At 49.6% G+C, this 25969-nt stretch carries 24 protein-coding genes; 15 read left to right on the top strand and 9 right to left on the bottom strand.

Annotation, left to right across the window (positions count from 1 at the left end; translation table 11 throughout):
- Nucleotides 1-9 precede the first annotated feature (9 nt).
- From AC2D8L_RS07610 to AC2D8L_RS07560, 11 genes are all read left to right on the top strand, one after another.
- Nucleotides 10-1245 carry an ABC transporter substrate-binding protein gene (locus tag AC2D8L_RS07610; protein ID WP_484684839.1) on the top strand — a complete coding sequence of 412 codons (1236 nt, stop codon included), beginning with the start codon at nt 10-12 and terminating at the stop codon, nt 1243-1245.
- Nucleotides 1246-1314: 69 nt separating this feature from the next.
- Nucleotides 1315-2304: a carbohydrate ABC transporter permease gene (locus AC2D8L_RS07605; protein ID WP_484684838.1), complete on the top strand. Its 990-nt coding sequence runs from the start codon at nt 1315-1317 to the stop codon at nt 2302-2304.
- A gap of 1 nt (nt 2305) precedes the next feature.
- Entirely contained in the window at nt 2306-3154 is an 849-nt protein-coding gene (locus AC2D8L_RS07600) for a carbohydrate ABC transporter permease (protein ID WP_484684837.1), read from the top strand.
- An 8-nt stretch (nt 3155-3162) separates the two neighbouring features.
- Complete coding sequence (gene melA, locus AC2D8L_RS07595; protein WP_484684836.1) at nt 3163-4536, top strand: alpha-galactosidase; 1374 nt, start codon at nt 3163-3165, stop codon at nt 4534-4536.
- Nucleotides 4533-6248 carry an IlvD/Edd family dehydratase gene (locus AC2D8L_RS07590; protein WP_484684835.1) on the top strand — a complete coding sequence of 572 codons (1716 nt, stop codon included), beginning with the start codon at nt 4533-4535 and terminating at the stop codon, nt 6246-6248. Before melA ends, AC2D8L_RS07590 begins: the two co-directional genes overlap by 4 nt.
- Nucleotides 6248-7018, top strand: a complete 771-nt coding sequence (locus tag AC2D8L_RS07585; RefSeq protein ID WP_484684834.1) for an SDR family NAD(P)-dependent oxidoreductase — start codon at nt 6248-6250, stop codon at nt 7016-7018. Before AC2D8L_RS07590 ends, AC2D8L_RS07585 begins: the two co-directional genes overlap by 1 nt.
- A 5-nt stretch (nt 7019-7023) precedes the next feature.
- The gene (locus AC2D8L_RS07580) at nt 7024-7941 is read left to right on the top strand and encodes a 2-dehydro-3-deoxygalactonokinase (RefSeq protein WP_484684833.1); all 918 of its coding nucleotides are present in this window, start codon (nt 7024-7026) and stop codon (nt 7939-7941) included.
- Nucleotides 7938-8555: a 2-dehydro-3-deoxy-6-phosphogalactonate aldolase gene (locus tag AC2D8L_RS07575; protein ID WP_484684832.1), complete on the top strand. Its 618-nt coding sequence runs from the start codon at nt 7938-7940 to the stop codon at nt 8553-8555. Before AC2D8L_RS07580 ends, AC2D8L_RS07575 begins: the two co-directional genes overlap by 4 nt.
- The gene (locus AC2D8L_RS07570; RefSeq protein WP_484684831.1) at nt 8545-9396 is read left to right on the top strand and encodes an SMP-30/gluconolactonase/LRE family protein; all 852 of its coding nucleotides are present in this window, start codon (nt 8545-8547) and stop codon (nt 9394-9396) included. Before AC2D8L_RS07575 ends, AC2D8L_RS07570 begins: the two co-directional genes overlap by 11 nt.
- Nucleotides 9397-9398: 2 nt before the next feature.
- On the top strand, nt 9399-11312 hold the full coding sequence (locus AC2D8L_RS07565) for a beta-galactosidase (protein ID WP_484684830.1): 1914 nt from the start codon (nt 9399-9401) through the stop codon (nt 11310-11312).
- 68 nt (nt 11313-11380) lie between these two features.
- Nucleotides 11381-12409, top strand: coding sequence for an asparaginase (locus tag AC2D8L_RS07560; protein WP_484684829.1), 1029 nt, complete (start codon nt 11381-11383; stop codon nt 12407-12409).
- A 6-nt stretch (nt 12410-12415) separates the two neighbouring features.
- On the opposite strand, the gene AC2D8L_RS07555 is transcribed toward AC2D8L_RS07560, so the two are convergent.
- Both AC2D8L_RS07555 and AC2D8L_RS07550 read right to left on the bottom strand, forming a co-directional pair.
- The gene (locus AC2D8L_RS07555; protein ID WP_484684828.1) at nt 12416-13756 is read right to left on the bottom strand and encodes a TIGR03808 family TAT-translocated repetitive protein; all 1341 of its coding nucleotides are present in this window, start codon (nt 13754-13756) and stop codon (nt 12416-12418) included.
- Nucleotides 13757-13860: 104 nt separating this feature from the next.
- Nucleotides 13861-14187 carry a YbjQ family protein gene (locus tag AC2D8L_RS07550; RefSeq protein WP_484684827.1) on the bottom strand — a complete coding sequence of 109 codons (327 nt, stop codon included), beginning with the start codon at nt 14185-14187 and terminating at the stop codon, nt 13861-13863.
- Between the two features lie 173 nt (nt 14188-14360).
- Between AC2D8L_RS07550 and AC2D8L_RS07545 the strand changes: the two genes are divergently transcribed.
- Together AC2D8L_RS07545 and AC2D8L_RS07540 are read left to right on the top strand one after the other, a co-directional pair.
- Nucleotides 14361-15911: a helicase HerA-like domain-containing protein gene (locus tag AC2D8L_RS07545; RefSeq protein WP_484684826.1), complete on the top strand. Its 1551-nt coding sequence runs from the start codon at nt 14361-14363 to the stop codon at nt 15909-15911.
- 6 nt (nt 15912-15917) lie between these two features.
- Nucleotides 15918-16484 carry a hypothetical protein gene (locus tag AC2D8L_RS07540; RefSeq protein WP_484684825.1) on the top strand — a complete coding sequence of 189 codons (567 nt, stop codon included), beginning with the start codon at nt 15918-15920 and terminating at the stop codon, nt 16482-16484.
- Nucleotides 16485-16500: 16 nt separating this feature from the next.
- On the opposite strand, the gene AC2D8L_RS07535 is transcribed toward AC2D8L_RS07540, so the two are convergent.
- Nucleotides 16501-17037 (bottom strand): response regulator, encoded by a 537-nt coding sequence (locus AC2D8L_RS07535; protein WP_484684824.1) that lies wholly within the window; start codon nt 17035-17037, stop codon nt 16501-16503.
- A gap of 270 nt (nt 17038-17307) precedes the next feature.
- On the opposite strand from AC2D8L_RS07535, the gene rsgA reads away from it, so the two are divergent.
- On the top strand, nt 17308-18390 hold the full coding sequence (gene rsgA, locus AC2D8L_RS07530; protein WP_484684823.1) for a ribosome small subunit-dependent GTPase A: 1083 nt from the start codon (nt 17308-17310) through the stop codon (nt 18388-18390).
- Between the two features lie 41 nt (nt 18391-18431).
- Here rsgA and AC2D8L_RS07525 read toward each other — a convergent pair whose 3' ends face one another.
- The 6 genes from AC2D8L_RS07525 to AC2D8L_RS07500 all read right to left on the bottom strand — a co-directional run bounded on the left by AC2D8L_RS07525 (nt 18432) and on the right by AC2D8L_RS07500 (nt 25131).
- Nucleotides 18432-19226 (bottom strand): ABC transporter ATP-binding protein, encoded by a 795-nt coding sequence (locus tag AC2D8L_RS07525; RefSeq protein WP_484684822.1) that lies wholly within the window; start codon nt 19224-19226, stop codon nt 18432-18434.
- Complete coding sequence (locus AC2D8L_RS07520) at nt 19223-20212, bottom strand: FecCD family ABC transporter permease (RefSeq protein WP_484684821.1); 990 nt, start codon at nt 20210-20212, stop codon at nt 19223-19225. Before AC2D8L_RS07520 ends, AC2D8L_RS07525 begins: the two co-directional genes overlap by 4 nt.
- Complete coding sequence (locus tag AC2D8L_RS07515; RefSeq protein ID WP_484684820.1) at nt 20212-21219, bottom strand: FecCD family ABC transporter permease; 1008 nt, start codon at nt 21217-21219, stop codon at nt 20212-20214. The genes AC2D8L_RS07520 and AC2D8L_RS07515 overlap by 1 nt, the downstream gene beginning before the upstream one ends.
- Complete coding sequence (locus AC2D8L_RS07510) at nt 21216-22136, bottom strand: ABC transporter substrate-binding protein (RefSeq protein ID WP_484684819.1); 921 nt, start codon at nt 22134-22136, stop codon at nt 21216-21218. The genes AC2D8L_RS07515 and AC2D8L_RS07510 overlap by 4 nt, the downstream gene beginning before the upstream one ends.
- Nucleotides 22137-22328: 192 nt before the next feature.
- On the bottom strand, nt 22329-22925 hold the full coding sequence (locus tag AC2D8L_RS07505; RefSeq protein WP_484684818.1) for a superoxide dismutase: 597 nt from the start codon (nt 22923-22925) through the stop codon (nt 22329-22331).
- Between the two features lie 133 nt (nt 22926-23058).
- Nucleotides 23059-25131: a S9 family peptidase gene (locus tag AC2D8L_RS07500; RefSeq protein ID WP_484684817.1), complete on the bottom strand. Its 2073-nt coding sequence runs from the start codon at nt 25129-25131 to the stop codon at nt 23059-23061.
- 263 nt (nt 25132-25394) lie between these two features.
- Here AC2D8L_RS07500 and AC2D8L_RS07495 point away from each other — a divergent pair, with 263 nt between their 5' ends.
- Nucleotides 25395-25943, top strand: a complete 549-nt coding sequence (locus AC2D8L_RS07495; RefSeq protein WP_484684816.1) for a GNAT family N-acetyltransferase — start codon at nt 25395-25397, stop codon at nt 25941-25943.
- Nucleotides 25944-25969 lie beyond the last annotated feature (26 nt).

Below are 25969 nucleotides of genomic sequence, written 5' to 3'. Positions count from 1 at the left end.
GAAAAACTCATGAAACGACTACTAGGACGCGGTGCAACCGCATTGCTTGCGGCGACAATGATGTCGGCAACAGCTTTTGCTGGGGATCTTGTCATCAACTTCGATGATTTGAACCCAGGTCCAAAAAAGGGCTTTGATGATGCGGTAGCGCAGTTTCAGGCTGAAAACCCTGACATCAATGTCATTGTAAACAATAACGACCGCGAAGCGCACAAAACGGCAATTCGTAACTTCCTTACAGCTGACGCGCCAGACGTGACGTCATGGTACCCAGGCAACCGCATGGCTCCATTCGTGGATGCTGGCTTGTTCACACCTGTAACCGACCTTTGGGAAGAGCAGGGCTTCAACGAAGATTTGGCTGCTATTAAGCCAACTATGTCTCGCGATGGCGAAACATGGGGCGTTCCTTATTCATATTATCAGTGGGGCATTTACTACCGTAAAGACCTATTTGATCTTCTGAAAATTGAAGAGCCAACAACATGGAGCGAATTGCTTGCAGCTTGTTCTGTGATGAAGGAGAACAACGTTACGCCATTTACCATCGGTACTAAGTTCCTTTGGACTGCCGCTGGCGTGTTTGACTACATCAACCTTCGGACCAACGGTTATGACGTTCACAACGCTCTTACAGCTGGTAAGATCAAATATACAGATCCAAAAATTGTAAAAACCTTCGAGAACTGGAAACAATTGATCGAAGAATGTGGATTTGTTGACAACCACGCTTCAATGAGCTGGCAGGACGCGATTGCGCCATTTGCGAACGGCGATGCGGGTATGTACGTCATGGGTAACTTCTCAGTGGACGGTTACAAGAATGCTGGTTTGACAAATGATCAAATCGACTTCTTCCAGTTCCCTGAAATTACACCAGGTCTGCCACGTGCTGAAGAAGCGCCAGCAGATGCGTTCTTCATTCCAACTAACGCCAAGAACAAAGAAGATGCGCGCAAGTTCCTAGCGTTCGTTGCACGTCCTGACGTTCAGTCTAAGTGGAATGCGACCATCGGTCAGTTGCCAATCAACTCAAAAGCAACAGTTGGTGACGACAAGTTCTTGCAAGAAGGTTTCGCAACCGTGTCTACCGCTGCGGGTCTTGCTCAGTTCTATGACCGTGATGCACCTGCTGCCATGGCAAAAGCCGGTATGGAAGGCTTCCAAGAGTTCATGCTTGACCCATCAAAAATGATGGCGATCCTTGAGCGTTTGGATGAAGTTCAAGCCGACGTCTACAAATAAAACATGCGATGGCGGGTGCTGATGCGCCCGCCATTATCTTACAGGATGGCTTTTTTGGGGAGATGACACATGGCTGTCACTGATAATGCAAAAATTGTTTCACAAGCATCCTGGCTCGCTCGCAACAAACTCAACATCGCGCCTTGGCTGTTTCTTGTACCAGCACTCATTTATTTCGCGATTTACGTCGTAATCCCAATCTTTGAATCGATCTGGCTTTCTCTTTACGAATGGAATGGCCTTTACCTTGCTGACGGCACATCGACGGCTGTTTGGGTCGGGTTCGACAACTACATAAAACTCTGGTCTGATCCAAAATTCTGGACCTCCCTGAAGAACAACGTGTTGTGGCTCTTATTGTTCATGTTGGCAGTGCCAGCTGGCCTGTTCATTGCGCTGTTTCTCAATCAAGAAACGCCGGGCATGCGGCTCTATAAGTCGCTCTTCTTTTTCCCATTCGTTATTTCACAAGTGGTAGTTGGTCTCATTTTTGGCTGGTTTTACAACCCAGATTTTGGCGTTGTTGGTTCCATCTGGAAGGCGCTTTATTGCGAAGAGACGGTCAACTTGCTCGGCAATGTGACTTTTAGGTGTTCGCAAACGCCACCTGACATTCTTTCAAGCGCCGAATTTGCCACCTATGGCATCATCGCTGCAGGCCTTTGGCCGCAAATCGCTTATTGCATGATCCTTTATCTTACCGGCTTAAACAACGTTGCCTCCGACCAAATTGAAGCTGGTCGTCTAGATGGCGCGAAGGGCTGGAAGATGCTTTGGTATATCGTGCTGCCTCAACTTCGCCCAGCGACATTTATCGCCGTGGTCGTGACTGTTATTGGCGCACTTCGCTCATTCGATATGATTGCCATCATGACACAAGGCGGACCGTTCGGCTCCACCAATGTTTTGGCCTATTACATGTACGAAACAGCGATTTCTGAATATGGCGAACGCTATGGGTATGGCTCCGCCATCGCAACAGTGCTGTTTGTTATCATGCTTTTCTACATCAGCTATTTCTTGTGGCGCATGTATCAAGACGAAAAGGGAGGGCGCTAATATGTTTCCTCGTGCAATTAAGAGCTCCGGTCGAGCTACTCAAATTAGCTATCAAGTCATTGTGCCCATCGCGCTGTTCATTTGGCTGTTGCCACTTATCGCAATCTTTTTAACTTCAATTCGCCCAGCCGCTGATATTAACTCGGGCAATGTGTTTGGCGTTCCATCGCGTATCGCGCTGGTTGAAAACTATATCGCCGTGTTCACGCAATCCGCCGCAGCGCAATATCTGTTGAACTCGTTTATGATCACCATTCCGACGGTGATCATCTCGGTGGCGCTTTCCTGCCTTGCAGGATACGCCCTCGCCATTTATCGCTTCCGCGTTGCGCTGCCGCTATTCTTCTTGTTCGTGGCGGGCAACTTTGTACCCTATCAAATCTTGATGGTGCCAGTTCGCGATATGTCTGTGCAGTCCGGTCTGTATGATACGATCCAAGGGCAAGTCCTGTTCCATGGCGCGTTTCAAACCGGCTTTTGCACACTCTTTATGCGCAATTTCATTCGGGCATTGCCTTACGATCTAATCGAAAGTGCCCGCATTGAAGGGGTGAAAGAATGGCAGATCTTCTGGCATGTTGTATTGCCACTCGTAAGGCCCGCAATCGCGGCCCTGTCTGTCCTTATTTTTACATTTGTTTGGAACGATTTCTTCTGGGCAAACGTATTGACCCAAGGCGAAAGCGTAAAACCAATTACCGCTGGTGTGCGGGCGCTAAACGGTCAATTTGTCAATAATTGGCATTTGGTTTCGGCCGCATCGCTGATGGCCGCATTGCCGCCGGTGGCAATGTTCTTCTTGATGCAAAAACACTTCATCGCAGGACTGACTTTAGGTGCAGTTAAATAGGTAAGACTATGACCAAAAAAATCGCCTTTATTGGCGCTGGCTCAACGATTTTCATGAAGAACATCATTGGTGACGCGTTGCATTACGCGTCGCTGCAAGATGCGCATATCGCGTTGATGGATATCGATAAAACGCGATTGGAAGAATCTGAGCTAGTTGCGCGCAAGATGATCTCTTCAATGGACGTTGAAGCAACGGTTTCAACCCATTTGAACCAACGCGAAGCATTGCAGGGCGCTGACTTTGTTGTCGTTGCTTTCCAAATTGGTGGCTACGATCCGTGTACGATCACAGATTTTGAAATTCCAAAGAAACATGGTTTGCGCCAAACAATCGCCGACACACTTGGCATTGGTGGCATCATGCGTGGCCTGCGCACCGTGCCTCATCTTTGGGCGATATGCGATGACATGCGCGTAGTCTGCCCGGACGCGTTGATGCTCAACTATGTGAACCCGATGGCGATCAATATGTGGGCACTTGGGGCGAAATACCCAGACATCAAGCAAGTTGGCCTATGCCATTCAGTTCAAGGTACGGCCCAGGAACTAGCTGCTGATCTTAATGTAGATGTTGCCAATCTTCGCTATAAATGTGCTGGCATCAACCACATGGCGTATTACTTGAATTTTGAAGAACGCCAGCCTGATGGAACGTACAAGGACCTCTATCCTGCATTACGCAGCGGATATGCAAACGGTACGCTGAAACCAAAAACCAACCCGCATATGCCACGTTGCCCAAACCTTGTGCGCTATGAAATGCTCAATCGGGTGGGTTATTTTGTGACGGAAAGTTCAGAGCACTTTGCCGAATATACGCCATATTTCATTAAGAACGGGCGTGAAGATCTGATTGAACGCTTTGGTATTCCACTAGACGAATATCCAAAACGATGCATTGAGCAAGTTGAAGGCTGGAAAGAGCAAGCGGCGGCCTTCAAAGAGGCCGACAAAATCGAAGTTTGTAAATCGAGCGAATATGCGGCCACCATCATGAATGCTATCGCGACCGGCGAACCTGCGGTGATCTATGGCAATGTCATCAACAATGGTTACATCCCACAACTGCCAGACGGGTGTGCGGTTGAGGTGCCTTGCCTTGTTGATGCAAATGGTATCCAACCTACAGTCGTGAACGACATTCCACCCCAATTGATCGCGTTGATGCGCACCAACATCAATGTGCAAGAGCTAACCGTTGCGGCGTTGCTCAACGAGAATGTTGAACATGTCTATCATGCGGCAATGCTCGATCCGCACACGGCAGCAGAATTGGATCTGGATACAATTTGGGCCATGACCGGCGAATTGCTAGAAGCCCATAAAGATTGGTTGCCAGAATGGTTGTCCAATAATGTTTCAAAGAAAGACTTTGCGTGACCGATAAGAAAAACCGTCGCTCTCAAGGATGGTACGGCAAAAAAGATAAAGACGGATTTATCCATCGCTCTTGGATGAAAAACCAAGGTTTTCCGGATCACGTTTTTGATGGACGACCGATTATTGGCATCTGCAATACATGGTCAGAACTTACACCTTGCAATTCGGGATTGCGGGTGTTGGCTGAGGCGGTGAAACGCGGCGTATGGGAGGCCGGTGGCTTCCCTGTCGAGTTTCCCGTCATGAGCCTTGGCGAAACTCAAATGAAGCCGACGGCCATGCTGTTTCGTAATTTACTAGCGATGGATGTTGAAGAAAGCATCCGGGCTTACGGCATCGACGGTGTAGTGCTTTTAGGCGGTTGCGACAAGACAACACCCGGCCAATTGATGGGTGCGGCGTCCGTCGATTTGCCAACTATTGTTGTTTCATCAGGCCCTATGCTGAACGGCAAATTCAAAGGGGATGATATCGGCTCCGGCACCGACGTTTGGAAATTTTCCGAAGCGGTGCGGGCAGGGGATATGACCCTGAAGGACTTCATGAACGCGGAAAGCGGCATGAGCCGATCTGCCGGCGTTTGCATGACAATGGGCACAGCCTCAACCATGTCTTCCATTGTCGAAGCTATGGGTATGAGCTTGCCGACAAATGCGGCTTTGCCTGCTGTCGACGCACGCCGCACGGCATTGGCCCATCTAACGGGCAAACGCATCGTTGAGATGGTGGATGAAGACCTGTTGATGTCCAAAGTGGTCACCAAAGCAAGCTTTGAAAATGCTATTTTGGCCAACGCTGCTGTTGGCGGTTCGACGAATGCTGTTGTGCACTTGCTTGCCCTTGCAGGTCGGCTTGAAATTGACCTGAACCTACAAGATTTTGAACTTGGTAGCGAAGTACCCTTGCTGGTGAATTGTATGCCGTCGGGCAAATATCTGATGGAAGATTTTTGCTACGCAGGCGGTATGCCGGTTGTCCTTAATGAGTTGGGCGAAAACCTTCGATCTGCCAACACTGTTCTGAACAAAGATATCTCCACCTTCGCCGAAGGCGCGGAGTGCTTCAATAGGGATGTCATTTACGCTTGGGATCAACCGCTCAAGCCGGCTGCAGGCCTACGTGTTCTGCGCGGGAATTTGGCACCCAATGGCGCCATTGTTAAGCCGTCAGCGGCAAGCGATGAGTTGCTTGAGCATGAAGCTGAGGCCTTTGTGTTTGAAAGCATCGAAGACCTAAAGGCGAACATTGATCGACCAGACTTGCCCGTAACCGAAGACACCATTTTGGTGCTTAAGGGCTGTGGGCCCAAAGGTTATCCCGGTATGCCGGAGGTCGGCAATATGCCGATACCGCGTGTATTGGTTGAAAAGGGCATTAAGGACATGGTGCGGATTTCAGATGCGCGGATGTCCGGCACAGCTTTTGGCACTGTTATTTTGCACGTTAGCCCTGAAGCGCAAGCAGGCGGCAATTTGGCGTTGGTGAAAACCGGCGATCGGATAAAGGTCAGCGCGTCAAAAGGTGAGCTGGAACTGCTTGTTGATGAGGCCGAATTGACAGAGCGTCGAAGCAATTGGCAACCTGATCCAGCTCATTACGAACGCGGATATGCCAAGCTATATATTGATCATGTCCTGCAAGCCGACAAAGGCGCAGACCTTGACTTTTTGGTTGGTAAGGATACACGGCCAGTTACACGGGAGAGCCACTAATGAGTGAAAATGTAACGTTTCATGACCTTAAGGGTCAAAGTGTGTTCATCACAGGAGGCGGTTCAGGTATCGGCGCTTCGCTTACCGAAGGCTTTTTGCAGCAAGGCGCAAACGTGGCTTTCGTTCAACGTTCCGACGCGTCAGATTTCGCTGAAGAAATGGGCGAGAAATACGGCAATAAGCCTCTATTTCTTGAATGCGACATTACCGATATCCCAAAACTCAGATTTGCCATCAAACAGGCAGTGAAAGCCAACGGGCCCATTACGGTCATGGTCAACAATGCAGCAAACGACAAGCGTCATGAAATGGACGGCTACACTGTTGAAGAATGGGACATGGCGATGGATGTAAATCTGCGCCCCCATTATTTTACAACCCAAGCCGTTGCTGCGGGCATGAAAGAAGCTGGTGGCGGTTCGATCATCAATTTTTCTTCGATTTCTTACATGATGGGTGGCGCAGGATACGCCTCTTACATTGCAGCGAAGGCCGGTATTACTGGCTTAACACGCGCATTAGCACGTGAGTTAGGACCCGATAAGATCCGGGTAAATGCATTGATGCCAGGTTGGGTGCTGACCCAAAAACAACTTGATATGTGGGCAACGCCGGAAGGGCTAGCCGCACATTTAGACCGCCAATGTTTGAAAGAACATCTGGCACCAGATGACATTGTTGACGCTACATTGTTTTTGGCGTCAAAAACCAGCCGCATGATGACGGGCCAAGCGATGGTCGTCGATGGCGGTACTGTCGTAACAGGGTAATCAAAATGAACAATAAAATCGAATGGATTGCTCTTGATTGGGGCACAACTCATTTTCGGGCATGGGCAATGGGCCCTGCGGGCCAAATCTTGGATCACGTTAAAAGTGGCCAAGGCATGGGCAACCTCGAGCGAGATCAGTTTGAAGCAGTGTTCCTTGCCCAAGTCGAACCATGGCTTGTTGGCAGAACAAATCCTGTAACGGCATTTGCTTGCGGCATGGTCGGTGCGAAACAGGGGTGGATTGAAGCCGAATATCTCAGCACGCCCTGCACGCCGCCGCGTAACGAACAATTGGTTGAAGCGCCAATAAACGACCCACGTGTTCGAGTGTTGATTGTGCCAGGTCTTTCTCAAGACAAGCCCGCAGATGTTATGCGTGGTGAAGAAACCCAAATCGCCGGTTTCTTGGCAAGCATGCCGACTTTTAAAGGCGTTGTTTGTTTGCCCGGTACCCATTCGAAATGGGCCGTTGTTGAAGATGGCGAAGTGAAACAATTCACAACATTTATGACGGGAGAATTATTCGGCTTGTTGTCTAAGCAGTCGGTTCTACGCCACTCGGTTGGTGGCAAAGGTTGGGACGACGCAGCGTTCATCGCCGGGGCAAAGCTTTCAATAAGTTCGCCAGAATTGTCCGGTCAAGAATTGTTTGCTATCCGCCCACAATCCATGTTGCACGGCCTGCCGGCAAACGAGGCGCGGGCTCGGCTCTCTGGTTTGTTGATCGGTATGGAATTGCAAGCAACTCAATATCTCTGGGCGAATATGGACGTCTGCATTATCGGGGATCCAAAATTGGCAACGCACTACAATATGGCGCTAGAACTTTATGATTGTCAGGCCACCATTGCCGATGGTGATATGATGACAATGGGCGGTTTGCACGCTGTTGCCGTAGCAGCATTGGCGCAAGCATCATGAACCACCGCAAAATTATCGCCATTCTGCGCGGCATTCAGCCAAGCGAAGCAGTTGAAATTACCCAACAGATTATTGAAGCTGGCATCACCCTGATTGAGGTGCCGCTGAATTCTCCGGAACCATTCAAAAGCATCGCAGCAATGCGCAGCGCATTTGATGGGCAAGCGGAAATCGGCGCTGGTACCGTACTAACAGTAGATAATGTTGCACATCTTAAAGCCAACGATGGTCAATTCGTTGTTTCTCCAGACTGCAATACTGATGTCATCAAGGCAAGCAAAGCGGCAGGTATGAATTCATACCCTGGGGTGTTTTCGGCCAGTGAGTGCTTCGCCGCTATCCATGCAGGCGCCGATGGATTGAAGTTCTTCCCAGCCAGCGTGCTTGGTACATCAGGGCTTAAAGCGCTGCGGGCGGTATTGCCGGCGGATATGGATTGTTATGCAGTTGGTGGCGCTGGCCCTGACAACTTTGCCGCGTGGAAAACCGCCGGGGCAAATGGATTTGGCATTGGCACCGCCATTTACAAACCAGGTGATGACGCCACGACCGTTCGCGAAAAAGCCGACAAAATTGTAAATGCCTATGATGCGGTGTTTGAGAATGAACATTGAAACTTTTGATGACACCAACTGCAGTTTGGGCGAGGGGCCAATTTGGCATCCTCTAAGGGGCGAGTTTTTCTGGTTCGATATCGATAAGAAACTGATGCTGCGACGTGTCGGGTCAAAAACGACACAAACCGAGTTCAATCGATATGTTTCCGCCGCTGGGTGGCTAGATCGCGATCATTTTCTGGTCGCTGATGAATTTGGCTTGTTTAAACTCAATGTTGAAACGGGTGAAGAAACCCGGATCGCCGACATCGAAAAAGACAATCCGGTTACACGGTCAAATGATGGCCGGGCGGATCCGTTTGGTGGGTTTTGGATCGGCACGATGGGCAAGAACGCTGAGCCAGAGGCTGGTGCCATTTATCGTTATTATTGCGGCAAAGTGAGGCAACTATTTGGAAATATTACAATTTCCAACTCGATTTGCTTCTCGCCCGACAAGAAACTTGCCTATTTCACCGACACAGTGACCAAAAAGATCATGCAGGTTAAACTGGATGAGAATGATGGCTGGCCGGTGGGAGCGCCGGAAATATTTGTCGATTTGAGCGACGAGCAACTCAATCCTGACGGGTCAGTTGTGGACGCTGAAGGCAATCTTTGGAACGCCCAATGGGGCGCGGGACGAGTTGCACAATATGCCAAGAATGGTTCATTTGTCAGCGAAATCAAATTGCCCGCAAGCCAAATCACGTGCCCCGCTTTTGGCGGTGAAAACCTGACGCAGATGTATATTACATCTGCCAAAGTCGGCCTCAGCGAGACCGAATATCACGCAGGCGAGACATTCATCGTTGATCTTGGTATCAAGGGCCAAAAAGAACACCAGGTAATTTTGTAACCATGATCAAACGCGCGCTGGGCACTTGCTACTATCCTGAACATTGGCCCCGCACACAGTGGGCAGACGACGCTCATCGCATGGCCGAACTTGGCCTTGAATGGGTGCGAATTGGTGAATTTGCGTGGAGCCGCATTGAGCCAGAATATGGCAAGTTTGATTGGGCATGGCTTGATGAAGCCATTGAAATATTGGGACAAGCTGGTTTGAAGGTTGTTTTGGGCACGCCCACAGCAACGCCCCCACGTTGGATGATCGACCGGCATCCAGACATGTTGGCCGTCGACGAGCAGGGTAACCCTCGAAAGTTCGGTTCTCGCCGTCACTACTGTTTTTCCCATATTGGGTTTCAAGAAGAAAGCGCCCGGATTGTTGAACTTCTGGCACAACGATATGGCCACAACCAACACGTTGTCGCTTGGCAGACTGACAATGAATATGGATGCCATGATACGGTCATTTCTTATTCCCCATCCGCCAAACACGCCTTCCAGAAATGGTGTGCAGCAAGCTATCAAACCGTTGAAGAATTGAACGAGGCTTGGGGCAATGTGTTTTGGTCGATGGAATATTCCTCGTTCGCGCAAATTGATTTGCCGAACTTGACGGTGACAGAGGCGAACCCGGCTCACTGCATGGCGTTTCGCCGCTTTTCTTCCGATCAAGTTGTGGCATTCAATCGGCAGCAAGTTGACGCCATTCGCAAATATACAGACGCTCCTATCGCCCACAATTACATGGGCCGTGTAACCGAATTTGATCATTTCAAAGTCGGAGATGACTTGGAAATTGCCAGTTGGGATAGCTATCCACTTGGCTTTCTTGAAGACCGGATTTCAGCTTCGGACCAGTTCAAACACGAGCATGCAAAACAAGGCCATCCGGACTTTCAAGCCTTCCATCACGATCTATATCGAGCTGTCGGCAAGGGGCGCTGGTGGGTGATGGAACAACAACCCGGTCCGGTAAACTGGGCACCGTACAATCCGGCGCCGTTGCCCGGAATGGTTCGGCTATGGACGTGGGAGGCGTTTGCCCACGGCGCAGAGTCGGTGATGTATTTTCGTTGGCGGCAGGCACCTTTCGCGCAAGAGCAAATGCACTCCGGTCTTCTGCGACCTGACAGTGAGGTCGCACCCGCCTATGGCGAGGCAGCCCAAGTAGTGGCTGAACTTAAAGACATGTCCGAAGATGACCATGTTCAAGCGCGGGTCGCGCTGGTATTTGATTATCAAAGCAATTGGGCGACGGATGTTCAGCCCCAAGGTGAGGGCTGTCACTATTTCGATTTGGTCTTTGACCATTATTGCGCGCTGAGAAAACTCGGGCTTTCCGTGGATATTGTGCCGCCAACGTGCGCTGATTTGTCGGACTATCAATTGGTGTTGTTGCCCGGTTTGACGACCCTTGAAACAGAATTCAAAAACGCGCTGGAACGGTTTGAGGGGATCGCAATTGCCGGACCAAGAACAGGTTCGAAAACGCAAGAATTTTCAATTCCAACGCCATTGCCGCCAAACTTACCGCGGATTGATTGCACAGTTGAATTTGTCGAAAGCCTGCGAGGCTCCATAAGTGTTCCCTTAGAAAATGGTGGCGCGTTGAGCAAGTGGCGCGAAGAATTGTCGGGGGATTCGGAAATCGTTGAGCGCACGGCACAAGGTGCTGCGGTTGCGATGAGACAGCAAAACCTGATCTATTTTGGGGCATGGTTGGATCAAGATGCTCTGGTGCGCGTGCTTGGAAATGCCTGTACAGAAGCGCAAATTGAAACTGAAATGATGCCAGGAAGTGTACGTCGACGCGATACGCAGGCGCATTCATTCTACTTCAATTACGGACCCAAGGCCGAAAAAGTTGGTGGTCAAATTATCGAACCTGCAGGTGTCTATTGGAATTCAAAAAGCTCGACCTAATGTCTATTTCAACAAGCGGGAATCTCTGCTAGTGCCTTGGATGTGAAATTTTAGATCGAGGGTTCGAGATGACCGAGCAAAGCGCAAATCCAGTTTTGGCCGAATATGTTCGCGGCAACATGGTCGAAAACCTCCACCGTGGGGCGTTTTGTGTGGTTGACCAAAGTGACACTGTGGTGAGCAGTGCTGGCGATGTGAATGCGTTGATCTATCCACGTTCTGCAATTAAGTCCTTGCAGGCTATTGCACTTTTTCAAAGTGGCGCGGTCGAAAAGTTCAAACTGAATGATCAAGACTTGGCGCTTGCTTGTTCTTCGCACCTTGGTGAGGAATTTCATGTTGAAGGCGTGTTGCTGTTCTTGCAAAAAATCGGCGCGACAGCCGCGGATTTAGAATGCGGTGTGCATCCCCCGATGAATAAAGCTGCGCGAAACGCGTTACGTGCCGCTGGCGTAAAGCCTTCGGCGCTACATAATAATTGTTCTGGCAAACATGCAGGCATGTTGGCGGTGGCAAAAGCGCTAGGAGTGAACCCAGCAGGTTACATTGAGCGCGATCATCCCGTTCAAGTACTGGTGCGTGAATGTGTTGAACGCGTGCTGAATGTTGACCTATCACCCGACCATTGCGGACGCGATGGCTGCTCAATCCCAACTTGGGGCGCGCCGCTGATCAATTTTGCCCAAGCGTTTGCCAAAATGTCGTCTGGCTCAAACGAGTTACCGTCCATTTATGCCACAGCGAGTGATCGGTTGTTCAAGGCAGCTGCTGCAAATGCGGAATTGGTAGCTGGTACTGATGGTTTCGATACAGATGCGATGAACGCCTTCGCCGGAGATTTGATGTTGAAAATTGGCGCAGCTGGTGTTTTTTGCGGCGCATTGCGCGGCAGAAATTGGGGTTTCGCGGTTAAATGCGATGACGGCAACATGGATGCCGCCCATGCTATTGTCGCTGGGCTATTGAGCGCTATTGGTGGGCACACGGAAGCCGTTCAGAATGTGTTGGCGAAGAAAACCGCGCAGCCTGAAAAGAACTGGCGTGGTTTTGAAGTCGGCCAATTACAGTCTGCCAATTCAATCGCAAGCTTTTTCTAAACTCAGTTAGTTGATCTGGTTGTCTTGGACGCTGAGCAGTGGGTATCGCTTGGCGTTGCTTTGTAAGTCCATTTCTACATAATCGTCCCAACGTGCGCCGACAATGCCGCCGCGACGAGCGTTGTTAATCAAATTGTCTTTGACCTGTGCAGCACCAACACCTTCAGCAACGGATACATAAATTCCCAAATCGACTTCCTGGATTAGATTATCGGTTATGCTGATATTGCGCATATAGGGCCCCCAACCAGCTGCAATGCCAACGCCGGGAACATTTTCAATTACGTTGCCGTCAACTGCTATGTCGGCTTCCACGCCAATGCCAACGGGCACTGAATCTGGATTTGTCGGACTAGATGGCCAAATGTTTCGAATGATGTTGCCAGAGCAAACTGCCAAATGGCCACCATCGTTCCAATTGGTGATCGATATGCCTTGTGCTGCGCCATCAATGATGTTTTGCGCCACAATGGAGCCGGCAAAATCAAACTCTGAGAAAATGGCAACCTCTGAAAGATTGCGACAATTATTGCCGATAATCTGACAATTGACAGTGCCATTGGCCCGAACGGCTGAAAATGCGCATTCGGTAATGACATTGTTGCTGATGATGACGTCTGCGGCGCGGAAGATATTTATCCCATTGCCGTTTTGTCCGTTGCCGCCATTGCGCCAATCAATGTTGGTGATGTGGTTATTTGTAACAATCGTGCCATCATGGCTTTTGTCGCTACGCCAAACCAAAATACCGTTATTGCCACACCCGTCGATCTGATTGTTGGTGATGGTTAGATCACTTGCATCCATCGACATAATCGCCGCGTTCGCGATGGCTTTGAGTTGGTTTTTTTCAATCGTACCGCCAGAGCCATATAGGTTTATTCCATGCATTGCAGCGCCTTCGAACGTGCAATTCTCAATTTGCAAGCCGCTGCAATTGGTAAAGTCCAACAGTCCGAAATTGTCGCCGTTGCTAGCTGTGCGCGGACCCGAAAAAACGATGTGCTTTATACCAATGTTAGTCGCATTATTCCCACTCAATAGCGCCGTATCGCCAAACGAACGCAAGATTGTGCGACCGTTCGCGCCCAAAAGGCCAGTATTTGAAGGCACTTGAACGTCGCTGACGACATATTCACCCGCTGGCAAATAGACCGTTTGCCCATCTAAACTTGCTCGAGCTAAAATGTCGGCCAGCAAGGTGGATTGATCAGTGTTTGAGTTCGGCACAAGTCCGAGTGAACCAGCGTCAACCACGCCAACCTGCGCGAGCGCTGGGCTATTTGTGACAAGCGTCGCCGCTGAGGCAGCACCAACAAGGTGAAAAAACTTGCGCCGGGTAAACATGATCGATCTTTCCCATTTCATTGGAATGGAAATTGATCATTAATCAGTTCACGTTGCAATCAAAGCTTATGATTGGCGTTAACGGGTTAGCGGCTGAAATGGCACTAGGTTTTATGCAATCGCACCGCAGTTCCAGAGCATGTGACCATCAACATAGCACCACGTGCGCCAACAGTTTCATAGTCCAAATCAATGCCTATTACGGCGTCAGCACCCATCATGCGCGCGCGATCTGTCATTTCTTCAAGGGCGGCTTTGCGAGATTTCGCCAGCGTTTCTTCATATGCACCTGAACGACCACCAATATAGTCGGTCACAGTCGCCATGATGTCGCGAACGAAATTGGCACCTAAAATGGTTTCACCCATCACAAGTCCCAAATATTCCGTAATTTCGAATCCCTCAAGTGAGTCGGTCGTTGTCGTTAGCATGGTGCCCCCAAAATCAATGTAGCTTTCAAATAGGGCGGATTAGCCAACATTCCAAGGGCGCACGGCCTAAGAATTATCAAAAACAGTTTTGACAGCCAAAATTTGAGCAAAATCTATTGAGATTGATCATGGGAGCGTCTTATATAGCCGCACAAGAAATACAAAGGGCCACAATGGAACGATTTGTTGACGGTACAGTTTATCTGGGCACCAGCACCGATGGTGAATATCTCAATCTCAAACTGGCAAACCGACATGGGCTGATTACCGGTGCGACGGGTACGGGTAAAACGGTGAGTCTTCAAATCATGGCCGAGGGATTTTCCCGGGCAGGGGTGCCGGTTTTTTGCGCCGATGTTAAAGGTGACCTGTCGGGCATCGCGGTTGCTGGTGAAAGCAAAGACTTTTTGGAAAAACGTGCGACAGATATCGGCTTCAGCGATTATGTCTATGAAAGCTTTCCAACAATATTTTGGGATTTATTCGGCAAGCAAGGACATCCGATCCGCGCCACCATTTCTGATATGGGCCCGCTTTTGCTTTCGCGTTTGCTCGACCTGTCGGATGTACAAGAAGGCGTGCTCAACATTGCATTTGCGTTGGCCGATGATGAAGGCCTGCTGCTGCTTGATCTTCAAGACCTGCGGGCGCTGCTGGTGGAAATCGACGAACGTTCGGACGAGATTTCGAAAACCTATGGGCGTGTCTCGCGCTCTTCAATTGGCGCAATTCAACGCTCGCTATTGGTGTTGGAACAGCAGGGCGTTGAAAATTTCTTCGGCGAGCGTGCCCTAAACATCCAAGACATCATGCGGGTAGATCAAGATGGACGCGGCTTTGTTTCCGTGTTGGCGGCAGACGAGTTGATGCAGTCTCCACGGCTATATGCAACATTTCTGCTTTGGCTATTGTCCGAATTGTTCGAAGAATTGCCCGAAGTTGGTAATCCTGAAAAACCGCATCTCGTGTTTTTCTTCGATGAAGCCCACTTGCTGTTTGACGATGCACCAAAAGCGTTGCTGAACAAGGTTGAACAGGTCGTAAAACTTGTCCGCTCAAAAGGTGTTGGCGTCTATTTTGTGACCCAAAACCCGCTTGATATTCCGGACCCAGTTTTGGCTCAATTGGGCAACCGTGTGCAACATGCGCTTAGGGCATATACGCCGCGCGAGCAAAAGGCTGTTCGCACCGCAGCGGAGACATTTCGCCCAAATCCAGACTTTGATACAGAAGAAGTGATTACCCAGCTTGGTGTTGGCGAAGCATTAGTGTCGACTTTGGAAAAGAAGGGCGTGCCCTCAATGGTTGGCCGCACCATGATGCGGCCGCCGTCTTCTCGGTTGGGTCCCATCACGGTGAAGGAACGCAAAGCAATTTTGCACGATAGCCCGATGGCCGACCTCTATGATGAAACGATAGATCGAGTGTCAGCCGCTGAAGTTTTAGAAGAACGGGCGGCAGAGCGTCTGCGCGAGGAAGAATTGCAGCGGCAACGCGAAGAGCAAGAGCGCGAGGACTATGGCCGGATGCGCCGACCACGCTCAGGCTACGAAGATAGCTATCGCGATGATCGGCCGACAAAACGTTCCCGTTCAAAAAAACGCCGCTCTCGTCGGCAAACATCAACAGAAGCAGCAATCAACAGTTTTGCCCGCACAGTTGCCCGTCAGTTGGGCAATCAATTGGTACGTGGTATTCTTGGTAGCCTCAAACGCGGTCGGTAACTCCAATTGTTCAAATTTAGATCAAAAACCAAACTGGCCAAATTGCAAGACCTTGATGATCCTGCAGGTTTTCTAGCGCCTGCAGGCCGCGCGACACAGCAAATTCATGTTGAAGAAGCGCATTCTTGCGGTGAGTTTTTGTCGGGTAAGGGCACAACAATTTTGTGCACGCCGCCAGCAGGCGAGGTTGGTGCCGCATTGGTAACCGGCGCGCTTTCGACCGGCGGGACCGTGAAAATTTATGGTGATGCACCTGAAGGCCGTGAAAATATGCCCGAAGGGGCAGAACTGATCGATGCTGGCAGCAAAGCCGAACAAAATGTTCTGACCCAAATTGGCCATTTCTGGGTTATGCCGCCCGTAATGTCTGACCTTGATCACTACCTCACGACGTGGACTGCATCGGGATTTAGGCCACTGGTTTGCATTTCCCCCAGAGATGAGTTTTTGCTTTTGCGCGGTTTTGTTCAAGATGTAGTTTCAGTTGGAAGCCCATTGGCTGCAGAGCGGTTGATTTTTGCGCGCACGGAAGCTGAAGGTTGGGAAAAATTGTCCGAATTGTTGGCGCGTTAATTGCCCAACGGCGAAATTAGTTCAGTTCGGGCGAAGGCACAAATTCGCGGCTGCCGAATAATGGAATGACATTGTCTGCCCATTGAACATCATTGTCGACTGACTGAATTTGGTAAGTTGGCGCCTGCGTTTGCGGCGTAGATTGCTTGGGCACACGCTTATATTTTGACGGCAGCATAAGTCGTGCTTCTGCTCTTTCGCGAACATAGGCCGGCGACATCGGTTTTACGATGATTTCGTCAATGCCTGCAGCGCCGATTTCTTTTTGGATCTTGCGGTCTATGCCTTGGGTTAGCGCCATAACCTGCATGTTTTCAGTATGCATTTGCGGGTTGCACTTAAGCGCGGCAATTAGCGTCGGACAACTCAAACCGGAAAGCTGATAGTCACAAATTAGAAGGTGAATCGGGGCGATGCGCAAATATGATTTCAGTGCCGCTTGGCTCTCGAATACACGTACACGGACATCCTCACAGTCGCGCAGCATCATCGACAGAATTGAACTCAGTGCACGATTTTGTGCAATGATACCAATAACTTTTAAGCTTCGCACACGACACCTCATTCGTTAATAAAGAGTTAACATTGAAGATGTGCGATGAAAAGGGTGGAATTGGCTTTCCCCAACTTCCATCAGTTTTGAGGTATTTTTTATTTCCTTTGATACATCTGTTTCAGCGAATCTTTTGGATGGCGTTTGAAGCAAATGACCAAGTCGCCAAAGTTGCGCTACGCAGTCAGTGCAAAAGTGTGATACCTATGCGCCGCATAACGGGCCGCGCCCCAGCACGAACTAAAGTTGATCGATGAAAGCCAAAACACAATGACGGGGAATTTCGAGAAATTCCTTTTGCCCACAACTGAGGATGCACTAACGGGTCGACAATTGTCCCAACTTGAAATGTTGGGTTGGCAACCATTCTTTGCGCAACAGGTCAGTGTCGATGATTTAGAAATTACGCCACCCGCACGCGTCGTTGAGGTGCATCGCAGCGGCATGCATGTCATTGGAGCAGATTTCGCTGGCATGGTGCCGCCGCTGAATGATGCAACTGTCGGCGACTGGCTTTTGGTCGACCAAAACCAACCGCAGTCCAGCAAAGTCATCGAACGCAAAAGCCTTATTAAACGGCGTGCAGCAGGCGTCGAATTTTATGTGCAACTGATCGCGGCCAACATCGACACCGCTTTCATCGTCTCATCTTGCAATCAGGATTTTAACATCGCACGCCTCGAGCGGTACATCGCATTGGCGTTCGAAGCACAGATTACGCCGGTCATTGTGTTGACTAAAGCGGACTTGGTGACCAACGCGAGCGAGTATGTTGAAAAGGCTCAAGCCATTTCAAGATCTGTGCCGGTTGTCACCTTGAATGCACGTACCGATGAGCCGCTTAAGATGCTGGCCGAATGGTGCAAGGCAGGTAAAACGGTTGCTTTCTTAGGGTCGTCCGGTGTTGGCAAGTCGACTTTGACCAACGCTTTAGCCGGGTCTCAATCTATCCAAACACAAGCAACCCGCGAAGGTGATGCCAAAGGCCGTCACACAACAACGACGCGACAATTGCATTTTGTGCCCGGCGGATGCGTTGTGCTGGATACACCCGGCATGCGCGAGCTGCAGCTAACCGACGTTGCCGACGGCATAAATGAGCTGTTCGCCGATATTCTTGAGTTGACGACACAATGCCGTTTCAACGACTGCAAACATGAGACCGAGCCCGGATGTGCGGTGCGAGAAGCTTTGGACACGAATGAAATTGATGCGGACCGGCTAGCAAGATGGCGCAAGCTAACGGCCGAAGAAGCGTTCAATTCCGCAAGCCTGTCTGAGCGCCGAACTAAAGACAAAAATTTCGGTAAAATGGTCCGCAAGATGGCAAAACAAAAGCCGAAACGTCGCTAGAATTTGCCAAGTTTTAGCTTTTGACCCGACAAGCTGGTGCGCTAAGCGACCGCGGCAGTCCGAATTGAATTCTGTGCCGCCGTGATAGCGGGCAGGCCGGTTTCAGGATCTGGATAGACCATTGCTTCAAAATCATAGACCTTGCGGATGAGATCTGTGGTGATTACCCGGGTGGGCGATCCCTTCGCTTCAATATGGCCGTCTCGCATGACAATTATGTCCTCTGCATATCGTGCCGCCTGCGCAATATCATGCAGGACAACGATGATCGTTTTGCCTGATTGTTCGAGTTCTTTCAGTAAATCCAAAACCTCATATTGATATCTGATATCAAGGGCACTGGTCGGTTCATCAAGCAGAATGTAGGGCGTGTTTTGAGCGATACACATGGCCAGAAATGCACGTTGGCGTTGGCCGCCGGATAATTCATTAACAGGCTTGTTCTTCAGCTCGCCTAGTTCATTTTGTTCAATCGCTGAATTGATGAATTTTACATCATCAGCGGATTTCCACCCCATCAAGTTTTGATGTGGCGCACGACCATATTCAACCAACTGTTCGACTGTAACACCTTCGGGTACCAGTGGGTTTTGCGGCAGGATTGAGATAAGTTTGGCGAATTCTCTTCGCGATAGTTGGGCCACATCTTGGCCAGCGATGAGAATGTTGCCAGATTTGATCGTGAGCTGCCGACCTATTGATCTCAACAGTGTAGATTTACCGCAGCCGTTCGGGCCAATTAATGCAGTTAAGGAACCAGCATTAATGCGCGTGTTTATACCTTTGAGTTTAAAGGAACTATAGCCAGCTTCCACATTGTTGATTTCAATGCTCATGGTCTTACCCCTCGACTTTGATTGGCTAATAAGAGAATGAAAAACGGCGCACCAAACAAAGCGGTTAGGATGCCTGCCGAGATTTCGATTGGTGGTGATATATTGCGGCCAGCGCCATCTGCGATGACAACCAAAAGGGCACCCACAAGCATGGAAACGGGCAGTGCCGCACCGTGCCGATTGCCGACCAAATTGCGGGCAATATGGGGCGCCATCAACCCGACAAATCCAAGCACTCCAACAACACTTACGCTGATCGCTGCAAGCAGGCAGGCCACCAGCAGCGATGCCAATCGTTCTACCCGCAAGTTCACACCAAGACCCGAAGCTAGGGTCGGGCCTAACATCATCAAGTTGAGCCGATGAAACAAAAGACATCCTAAGATACATAAGGGCAAAAGCAGTGGCCAGACAGAATTGAAATGGTTCCAGCTGCGGCCCCAAAGTGAGCCAGTGAGCCAAACCAGCGGTGCTGATATTGAGTAGGTGTCAGCTGAAACAAGAATGAAATCGACGCCCGTATCAAAAATAAAACCAATTGCAATGCCAATAAGCACAAGGCGATTGACTGAAATGGCACGATATTCGGCAAGGAAATAGATGATAGCGGCAGCGACCAAGCCGCCGACAATCGCAATCATTGGGTGCCACGACAAGGCGACTGCAGGCAAGAGCATGGAAGATATCAAAACAGCGAGTGCGGCGCCGGAATTGATGCCAACGATTTTTGGACTGGCAAGCGCATTGTGTAGCAATGTTTGAATTATCGCCCCTGCCAATGCCAAAGATGCGCCGGTTATGAGCGCCAACAATGTTCGGGGCAGACGGGACTTATTGACGATATAGTCCTGTTGCGGTCCATCCAAATCCAAAATCGTATTGAAAATCACGCCGATGGGAACTTGTACCGCGCCGACAGAAACACTCCACAATGCCGCGAAGCAGGTCAATAATATTAGGGCGCTGAGGATCAAATAGTTTCGCATTACGAAAGGTCTTTTGTTGAAAGCGTTTGCCAGAGAAACCAAGGCGCGCCAATAAGCGCAACAACAACTCCGATTGGAATTTCGATTGGTGCAACCAAAATTTTTGACAGGCCGTCTGCTGTCACCAACAAAGCAGCCCCGAGTAATGCTGTCATTGGCACCAGTAATTTGTGGTCGTTGCCGAAAACCAATTTGGACATATGCGGCACAACCAAACCGGCAAAGGCAATTGGCCCAGCAACAGAAACGCTGACGCCGGTCAGGAGGGCGGAAAGCGTTGCGCCCAAAAGAAGGGTAATGCGCGGGTCTGCCCCAAGTCCGCTGGCGGAGCCTTCACCCAAAGCCAGCAGATTAAACCGATGCGCTAGCAGGAATGCGGCCAATAAGCCGGGTAAGGTAAAGCTGACGAGTAAGAAGACAGAAGGCCATCGCGTATCTGCAATATCGCCAACGGTCCAGCGCACAACGGAGCGGGCCAGCTCGTCTTCCAACGTGAAGGAAAACCGGACAAGTGCATAGGCTAGCGCACCCACTGCGATGCCGCCAAGTACCAATTTTGTTGGTTCTACGCGTCCTGACAACCCACCGGAAATTGCAAATGTTGTTACACCGGCTAAAGCTGCACCCAATATGGCCATCATTTCAATGGGAAAAGGAAAAATCATCGGCCAGATGAGAGCTAATGTTATGCCCAGCGCTGCACCTTGATTGATACCCAAAATAGCAGGAGAAGCGAGGCTGTTGCGTGTGATTGCCTGAAGGCAAAGTCCTGCGAGACCCAAATTAACGCCTAACAGCAGCGATACCAAAGTTCGCGGCCAACGAATGTCATAAAGAATGCCGACAGCGTCCCCGGTTGGTGTCCAAAGTTCAAAAAATCCGAAGTCTGTTCGCCCGCCAGTTGATAAAGAGAAAAATATGCCGGCGGCAAGAAGGACTGCACAAAAGATAAGGGCCGCAATACGGGGTGGCTTTACACACCCCGTTTGCATGGCGTCAGAAATCACTCGATACCTCGAAAGATTTCGATCAGATCTTGCGCTGTCAGCTCAGCAGCCAACATGCCGCGTAGGCGTGACCAATTGTGAGCGGTCACAAAAAATACTTTGTCAGATTTGACCGCACTAAGATTTTTGTAAAGCGTTTCACCTATTTGATTGTCGATGAAAGAGGGGTCTGAATACTCACCAATCAGCAGGATATCCGGGTTCACTTCTGAAAGTTGTTCGAGCGTTGTTGGTACATATGTCGCTTCATAAACCCCGCCTTCTTTCGGCTTCATACTGCTATCAAAACCCAATGAAGCAAGAAGAGATCCGTTGTATGAAATCGGTGAATGAAGCCATAGGCCCTTTGCGTTCGCAACCCCGAATTGTGCTGTTACGCCCATTGCCTTTGGCGCAATTTCTGCCGCAAATTCCTTCATGCGGGCCTTATGCTGATCAACGCGAGTTGTCATTTCAGCGCTTTTGCCAATCGCATCGCCAATCACAACCATTTGTGCGACTGAATCGTGATAGTTGCCCGCCAAACTGTCCAAAACGATGGTTGGTGCAATTTCAGATAGTTGCTCATAGACTGTCGCATGGCGCTTCTTGTCTGCGATAATCAAGTCTGGGTTGAGGGATGCGATGACTTCAAAACTTGGGGTCTTGCGGGTGCCAACCGAAACCCAGTCGTCACCGATGACTTTGGTGTAAGCATCAATGACACGATCCCGTTTTTTGTCGTCAGCAATGCCAACCGGTGCAACACCAACAGAAGCCAGAGCATCGATGAAGCTGAATTCGAGCACGATGATACGTTTTGGTGCATCCAGTACGTCCGTTATCCCCAACTCGTGTCGAATGTTCCGAGCTGAAATTGACGTAACTGTCAGCGCGACAAGCGCAAGTGCTGCGAGTGACTTAATAATTAGCTTCACAAGAATTCTCCGTTCAGATTTGACCAGTTTGGTCGGTCCTGAGCGCAGCAAATGCTATATATGAGTATTATTGTCAAGTTTAAAATATATCTGTTTTTTCGATCAGTAGGCCTAGTTTTTCGAAAATTTTACAAAAAAAGCCCGCTCAACCAAAGGCAGAGCGGGCCGAATTTCTTATGGTGTTAGAGAGAATTAGCTGGCAGCGTCGAAAAGCTCAGCTACATATTCCCAGTTCACCATCGAATCAAAGAATGCTTCCAAATATTTCGGACGGGCATTGCGGTAATCGATGTAGTAGGAGTGCTCCCACACGTCACAACCAAGCAATGGTGTTTGACCGTGGATCAATGGGTTTTCGCCATTCGGTGTTTTGGTGACTTCGAGTTTGCCATTGTTTAGGACAAGCCAAGCCCAGCCAGAACCAAACTGTGTTGCGCCAGCATTTAGAAATGCTTCGCGGAATTCAGCAACTGAACCCAAATCGGCATTGATTTTAGCCTCCAATTCACCAGGAATCGCGCCGCCGCCATTAGCTTTCATCCAGTTCCAGAAGTGAACGTGGTTGTAATGCTGCGCTGCATTGTTGAAAAGGCCAGCATTTTTGCCGTGGCTTTCGCGCACTACGTCTTCAAGCGACTTGCCTTCAAGGCCTGAACCTTCAAGAAGCTTATTGCCATTTGTTACATAGGCTTGGTGATGCTTGTCGTGGTGAAACTCAAGCGTTTCAGCTGACATGTAAGGGGTCAACGCATCATATGCGTATGGTAGATCAGGAAGTTCAAAAGACATAGTTGCCTCCAAATTATTTGCTTAAAGCGAACGCGCCGCAGTTCAATCACCTTTATAAAGCCGATTGACCGCGACAACAATACTTGAGAAAGGAATTCCTTTTTAAATTCGAACTATTTTGTAGTTTTCCGGGCTATTTTGTCGTTTCCAACGCGAAAACATAGGCCATTGCCACCTCTTTGATGCGCTCAAACCGGCCGGACATGCCGCCATGACCCGCGCCCATATGGGTTTTTAGGATCAACGGATTATTGTCTGTCTTTGTGGCGCGAAGCTTGGCGACCCATTTTGCTGGTTCCCAATATGTAACGCGCGGATCAGTCAAACCAGCCATCACAAACATAGACGGATAGGCTTTTGCTTCCACATTGTCATAGGGAGAATAAGACGCGATGCGATCGTAATCTTCTTTTGATTCAATGGGGTTACCCCATTCAGGCCATTCTGGTGGGGTGAGGGGAAGCGTGTCGTCGAGCATTGTGTTGAGGACATCCACAAACGGAACTTGCGCGATGGCACCACCAAATAATTCAGGCGCTTTGTTTACCACTGCACCCATCAGCAAACCGCCAGCTGAGCCGCCCATAGCAGCAATTTTGCCTTTTGAAGTGTAGCCCTTTTCAATCAACATGTTGGCCGACGCAATAAAATCATCAAACGTGTTGGTCTTATGCTCACGTTTGCCGTTGGTGTACCAAGCGTAGCCTTTTTCCATGCCACCACGAACGTGTGCGATGGCGTAAACCATGCCACGGTCTACAAGCGAGAGATTGCTTTCTGAGAACCCGGCAGGCATCGACATGCCGTATGAACCATATCCGTAAAGCAACAAAGGTGCGGAACCATCCAGTTCCAAACCTGCTCGATGAAGGATGGTTACCGGCACCTGCTCGCCATCATGCGAAGTCGCGAACAAGCGTCGAGTGACATATTTGGCAGGGTCGTGACCAGACGGGATTTCTTGCGTTTTAAGCAAGGTGCGCTCTTTTGACTTTAGATCATAATCAAACACTTGCGCAGGCGTTGTGGGTGACGAGTAATAGTAGCGGATTTGTGTGCTATCGAACTCATAGCCGCCTGCAACGGAAAGCGTGTAGGCCTCTTCGTCAAAGCTAATGGCTTCTTCATTGCCGCTGGATAGCTCGCGAACGATAATGCGTGGTAGCCCCTCAAACTGTTCCTTCCGCACCAAATAGCCGTCTTTTAGAAAATAGCCTTGCAGCAAAATACCGGGGCGATGGGGGATAAGGTCTTGCCAGTTTTCAACACCTGGCGACTTGATGGATGTCGTGACCATCTTAAAGTCAATCGCATCATCCGCATTGGTCGTGATGTAGAGTGTGTCGCCATGATCTTCCACGCCGTATTCGCGACCTTCTTGCCGCTCAGCGATCAGAATAGGATCGCTTTCGGCATTGTGCGCGTCGATATAATGCACTTCGCTTGTTTCGTGATCATTGGCGTCGATTAGAATGAGATTGCCAGAACTGGTTTTGTGCAAACCTATGAAAAAGCCCGGGTTTTTCTCTTCATACACTAAACGGTCATTGGCCGCGTCATCGCCGAGCTTGTGTTGGAACACTTTGTGCGGGCGGTGGTTCTCGTCTTGCACGACATAGAAGAAGCTCTGACTGTCCGCAGCCCAAACAGCTCCACCTGATGTATTGATAATCTGATCGGCACGTTCTTTGGCCGTGTCTAGATCACGCACAAATATGGTGAAATATTCTGAACCTTTTCGGTCGCATGACCAAGCCAGATATTTGTGATTAGGTGAATGCGCAGCACCACCCGAACGGAAATAGCCGTCGCCGGCCTCAACATTATTGTCGATTAGGATTTGCTCATTCTTGCCGTCGCGGTCGGTGCGGCAAATTTGATTATATTGCTGCCCCTCGAGCGTACGGCTGAAATAGGCAAAGTCACCATGCTTAAACGGCACCGTAGAATCGTCTTCTTTAATTCGACCACGGATTTCGTTGTAAATCTTGTCCTTCAGGGCGTCATGCTCACCCATAAAGACGTTGAAATGATCATTCTCCGCCTCAAGATAGGCTCGAATATCCTGCCGCAATACGGACGGGTCATGCATAACTTGTTGCCAATTGTCATCACGAAGCCAATGATAAGGATCGTTGCGCACAATGCCGTGGTTTTCGACGGAATGAGGTCGTTTTTCTGCGATAGGTGGGGTGGATTTACCCATTGAACATTCTCCGCGCTATTGCGCCTTAAATTCTGAATTTGCGCTGATGTCGCCAATTCTTACGATTTTTCAGTTCGATCAATCTCGACCAATACCATTACATATGGTCTGGTTTAGCAAATTGAAGGAATCGAATTGCTTTTGTTCACACTAATCAACTTGTAAGCAAACGCAATAAACCAGAACTGACCAATTTGGCATCCATGTATCACCCGCCGGACCACAAGAAAATTAGAACAGCAAGGTCGTCTGACGAGGAGGCAATGGCCCATGTTTGCCTGAAAACAGCAGACTCTGGCCAAGATGCCTCTGGGCTTTATTCTAGGCCAGATCTGCCCGCATTGATTTGGTCGACGCCATATCTATCTCACTCGCCAGAAAGTTGTTTTGTCGTCGAAATAGATGACAAGGTCGTCGGCTATATCGTAACGACACACAACACGCGCGCGTTTGAAACGTGGCAACGTTCTGTTTGGTGGCCAGAAGTATCCGATCGATTGGCAGAGTTTGAAGCATCAACCGTAAAAGATCACGAATTTTTAGAAGCCCTCAAGAATGCTCAAAACCCGGCGCCAGCTTACGCCGACGATTTTCCTGCACATCTTCATATCAATCTTTTGCCAGAAGCGCAGGGCGGCGGGTTTGGGCGCAAACTCATTGAAACTGCGTCAAGGCGGATGGCCGAGCTTGGGACGCGCAAGCTTCATTTGGGCGTCTCGCTAAACAATCCCAATGCCGTAGGGTTTTACAAAACCCTTGGGTTTGCAGAAATCATTCGTTCTGGTGCTTTGGTGTTGGGCAAAACACTTTAATTGGATTTGAACGACGAATTGTCAAC

This window comes from Maritalea sp. YIW29 (assembly GCF_057219265.1).
The sequence above is the reverse complement of the archived record's forward strand: the minus strand, read 5'-3'. Positions and strand labels throughout refer to the sequence as shown.

Excerpts from the sequence above, each read along its gene's own strand:
- AC2D8L_RS07560 (WP_484684829.1), top strand. The coding sequence starts at position 11,381 with ATGACCGAGCAAAGCGCAAATCCAGTTTTGGCCGAATATGTTCGCGGC.
- AC2D8L_RS07580 (WP_484684833.1), top strand. The coding sequence starts at position 7,024 with ATGAACAATAAAATCGAATGGATTGCTCTTGATTGGGGCACAACTCAT.
- rsgA (WP_484684823.1), top strand. The coding sequence starts at position 17,308 with ATGACGGGGAATTTCGAGAAATTCCTTTTGCCCACAACTGAGGATGCA.
- AC2D8L_RS07495 (WP_484684816.1), top strand. The coding sequence starts at position 25,395 with ATGGCCCATGTTTGCCTGAAAACAGCAGACTCTGGCCAAGATGCCTCT.
- AC2D8L_RS07555 (WP_484684828.1), bottom strand. The coding sequence starts at position 13,756 with ATGTTTACCCGGCGCAAGTTTTTTCACCTTGTTGGTGCTGCCTCAGCG.
- AC2D8L_RS07575 (WP_484684832.1), top strand. The coding sequence starts at position 7,938 with ATGAACCACCGCAAAATTATCGCCATTCTGCGCGGCATTCAGCCAAGC.
- AC2D8L_RS07505 (WP_484684818.1), bottom strand. The coding sequence starts at position 22,925 with ATGTCTTTTGAACTTCCTGATCTACCATACGCATATGATGCGTTGACC.
- AC2D8L_RS07500 (WP_484684817.1), bottom strand. The coding sequence starts at position 25,131 with ATGGGTAAATCCACCCCACCTATCGCAGAAAAACGACCTCATTCCGTC.
- AC2D8L_RS07600 (WP_484684837.1), top strand. The coding sequence starts at position 2,306 with ATGTTTCCTCGTGCAATTAAGAGCTCCGGTCGAGCTACTCAAATTAGC.
- AC2D8L_RS07585 (WP_484684834.1), top strand. The coding sequence starts at position 6,248 with ATGAGTGAAAATGTAACGTTTCATGACCTTAAGGGTCAAAGTGTGTTC.
- AC2D8L_RS07520 (WP_484684821.1), bottom strand. The coding sequence starts at position 20,212 with ATGCGAAACTATTTGATCCTCAGCGCCCTAATATTATTGACCTGCTTC.
- melA (WP_484684836.1), top strand. The coding sequence starts at position 3,163 with ATGACCAAAAAAATCGCCTTTATTGGCGCTGGCTCAACGATTTTCATG.
- AC2D8L_RS07610 (WP_484684839.1), top strand. The coding sequence starts at position 10 with ATGAAACGACTACTAGGACGCGGTGCAACCGCATTGCTTGCGGCGACA.
- AC2D8L_RS07525 (WP_484684822.1), bottom strand. The coding sequence starts at position 19,226 with ATGAGCATTGAAATCAACAATGTGGAAGCTGGCTATAGTTCCTTTAAA.
- AC2D8L_RS07605 (WP_484684838.1), top strand. The coding sequence starts at position 1,315 with ATGGCTGTCACTGATAATGCAAAAATTGTTTCACAAGCATCCTGGCTC.
- AC2D8L_RS07570 (WP_484684831.1), top strand. The coding sequence starts at position 8,545 with ATGAACATTGAAACTTTTGATGACACCAACTGCAGTTTGGGCGAGGGG.
- AC2D8L_RS07545 (WP_484684826.1), top strand. The coding sequence starts at position 14,361 with ATGGAACGATTTGTTGACGGTACAGTTTATCTGGGCACCAGCACCGAT.
- AC2D8L_RS07565 (WP_484684830.1), top strand. The coding sequence starts at position 9,399 with ATGATCAAACGCGCGCTGGGCACTTGCTACTATCCTGAACATTGGCCC.
- AC2D8L_RS07550 (WP_484684827.1), bottom strand. The coding sequence starts at position 14,187 with ATGCTAACGACAACGACCGACTCACTTGAGGGATTCGAAATTACGGAA.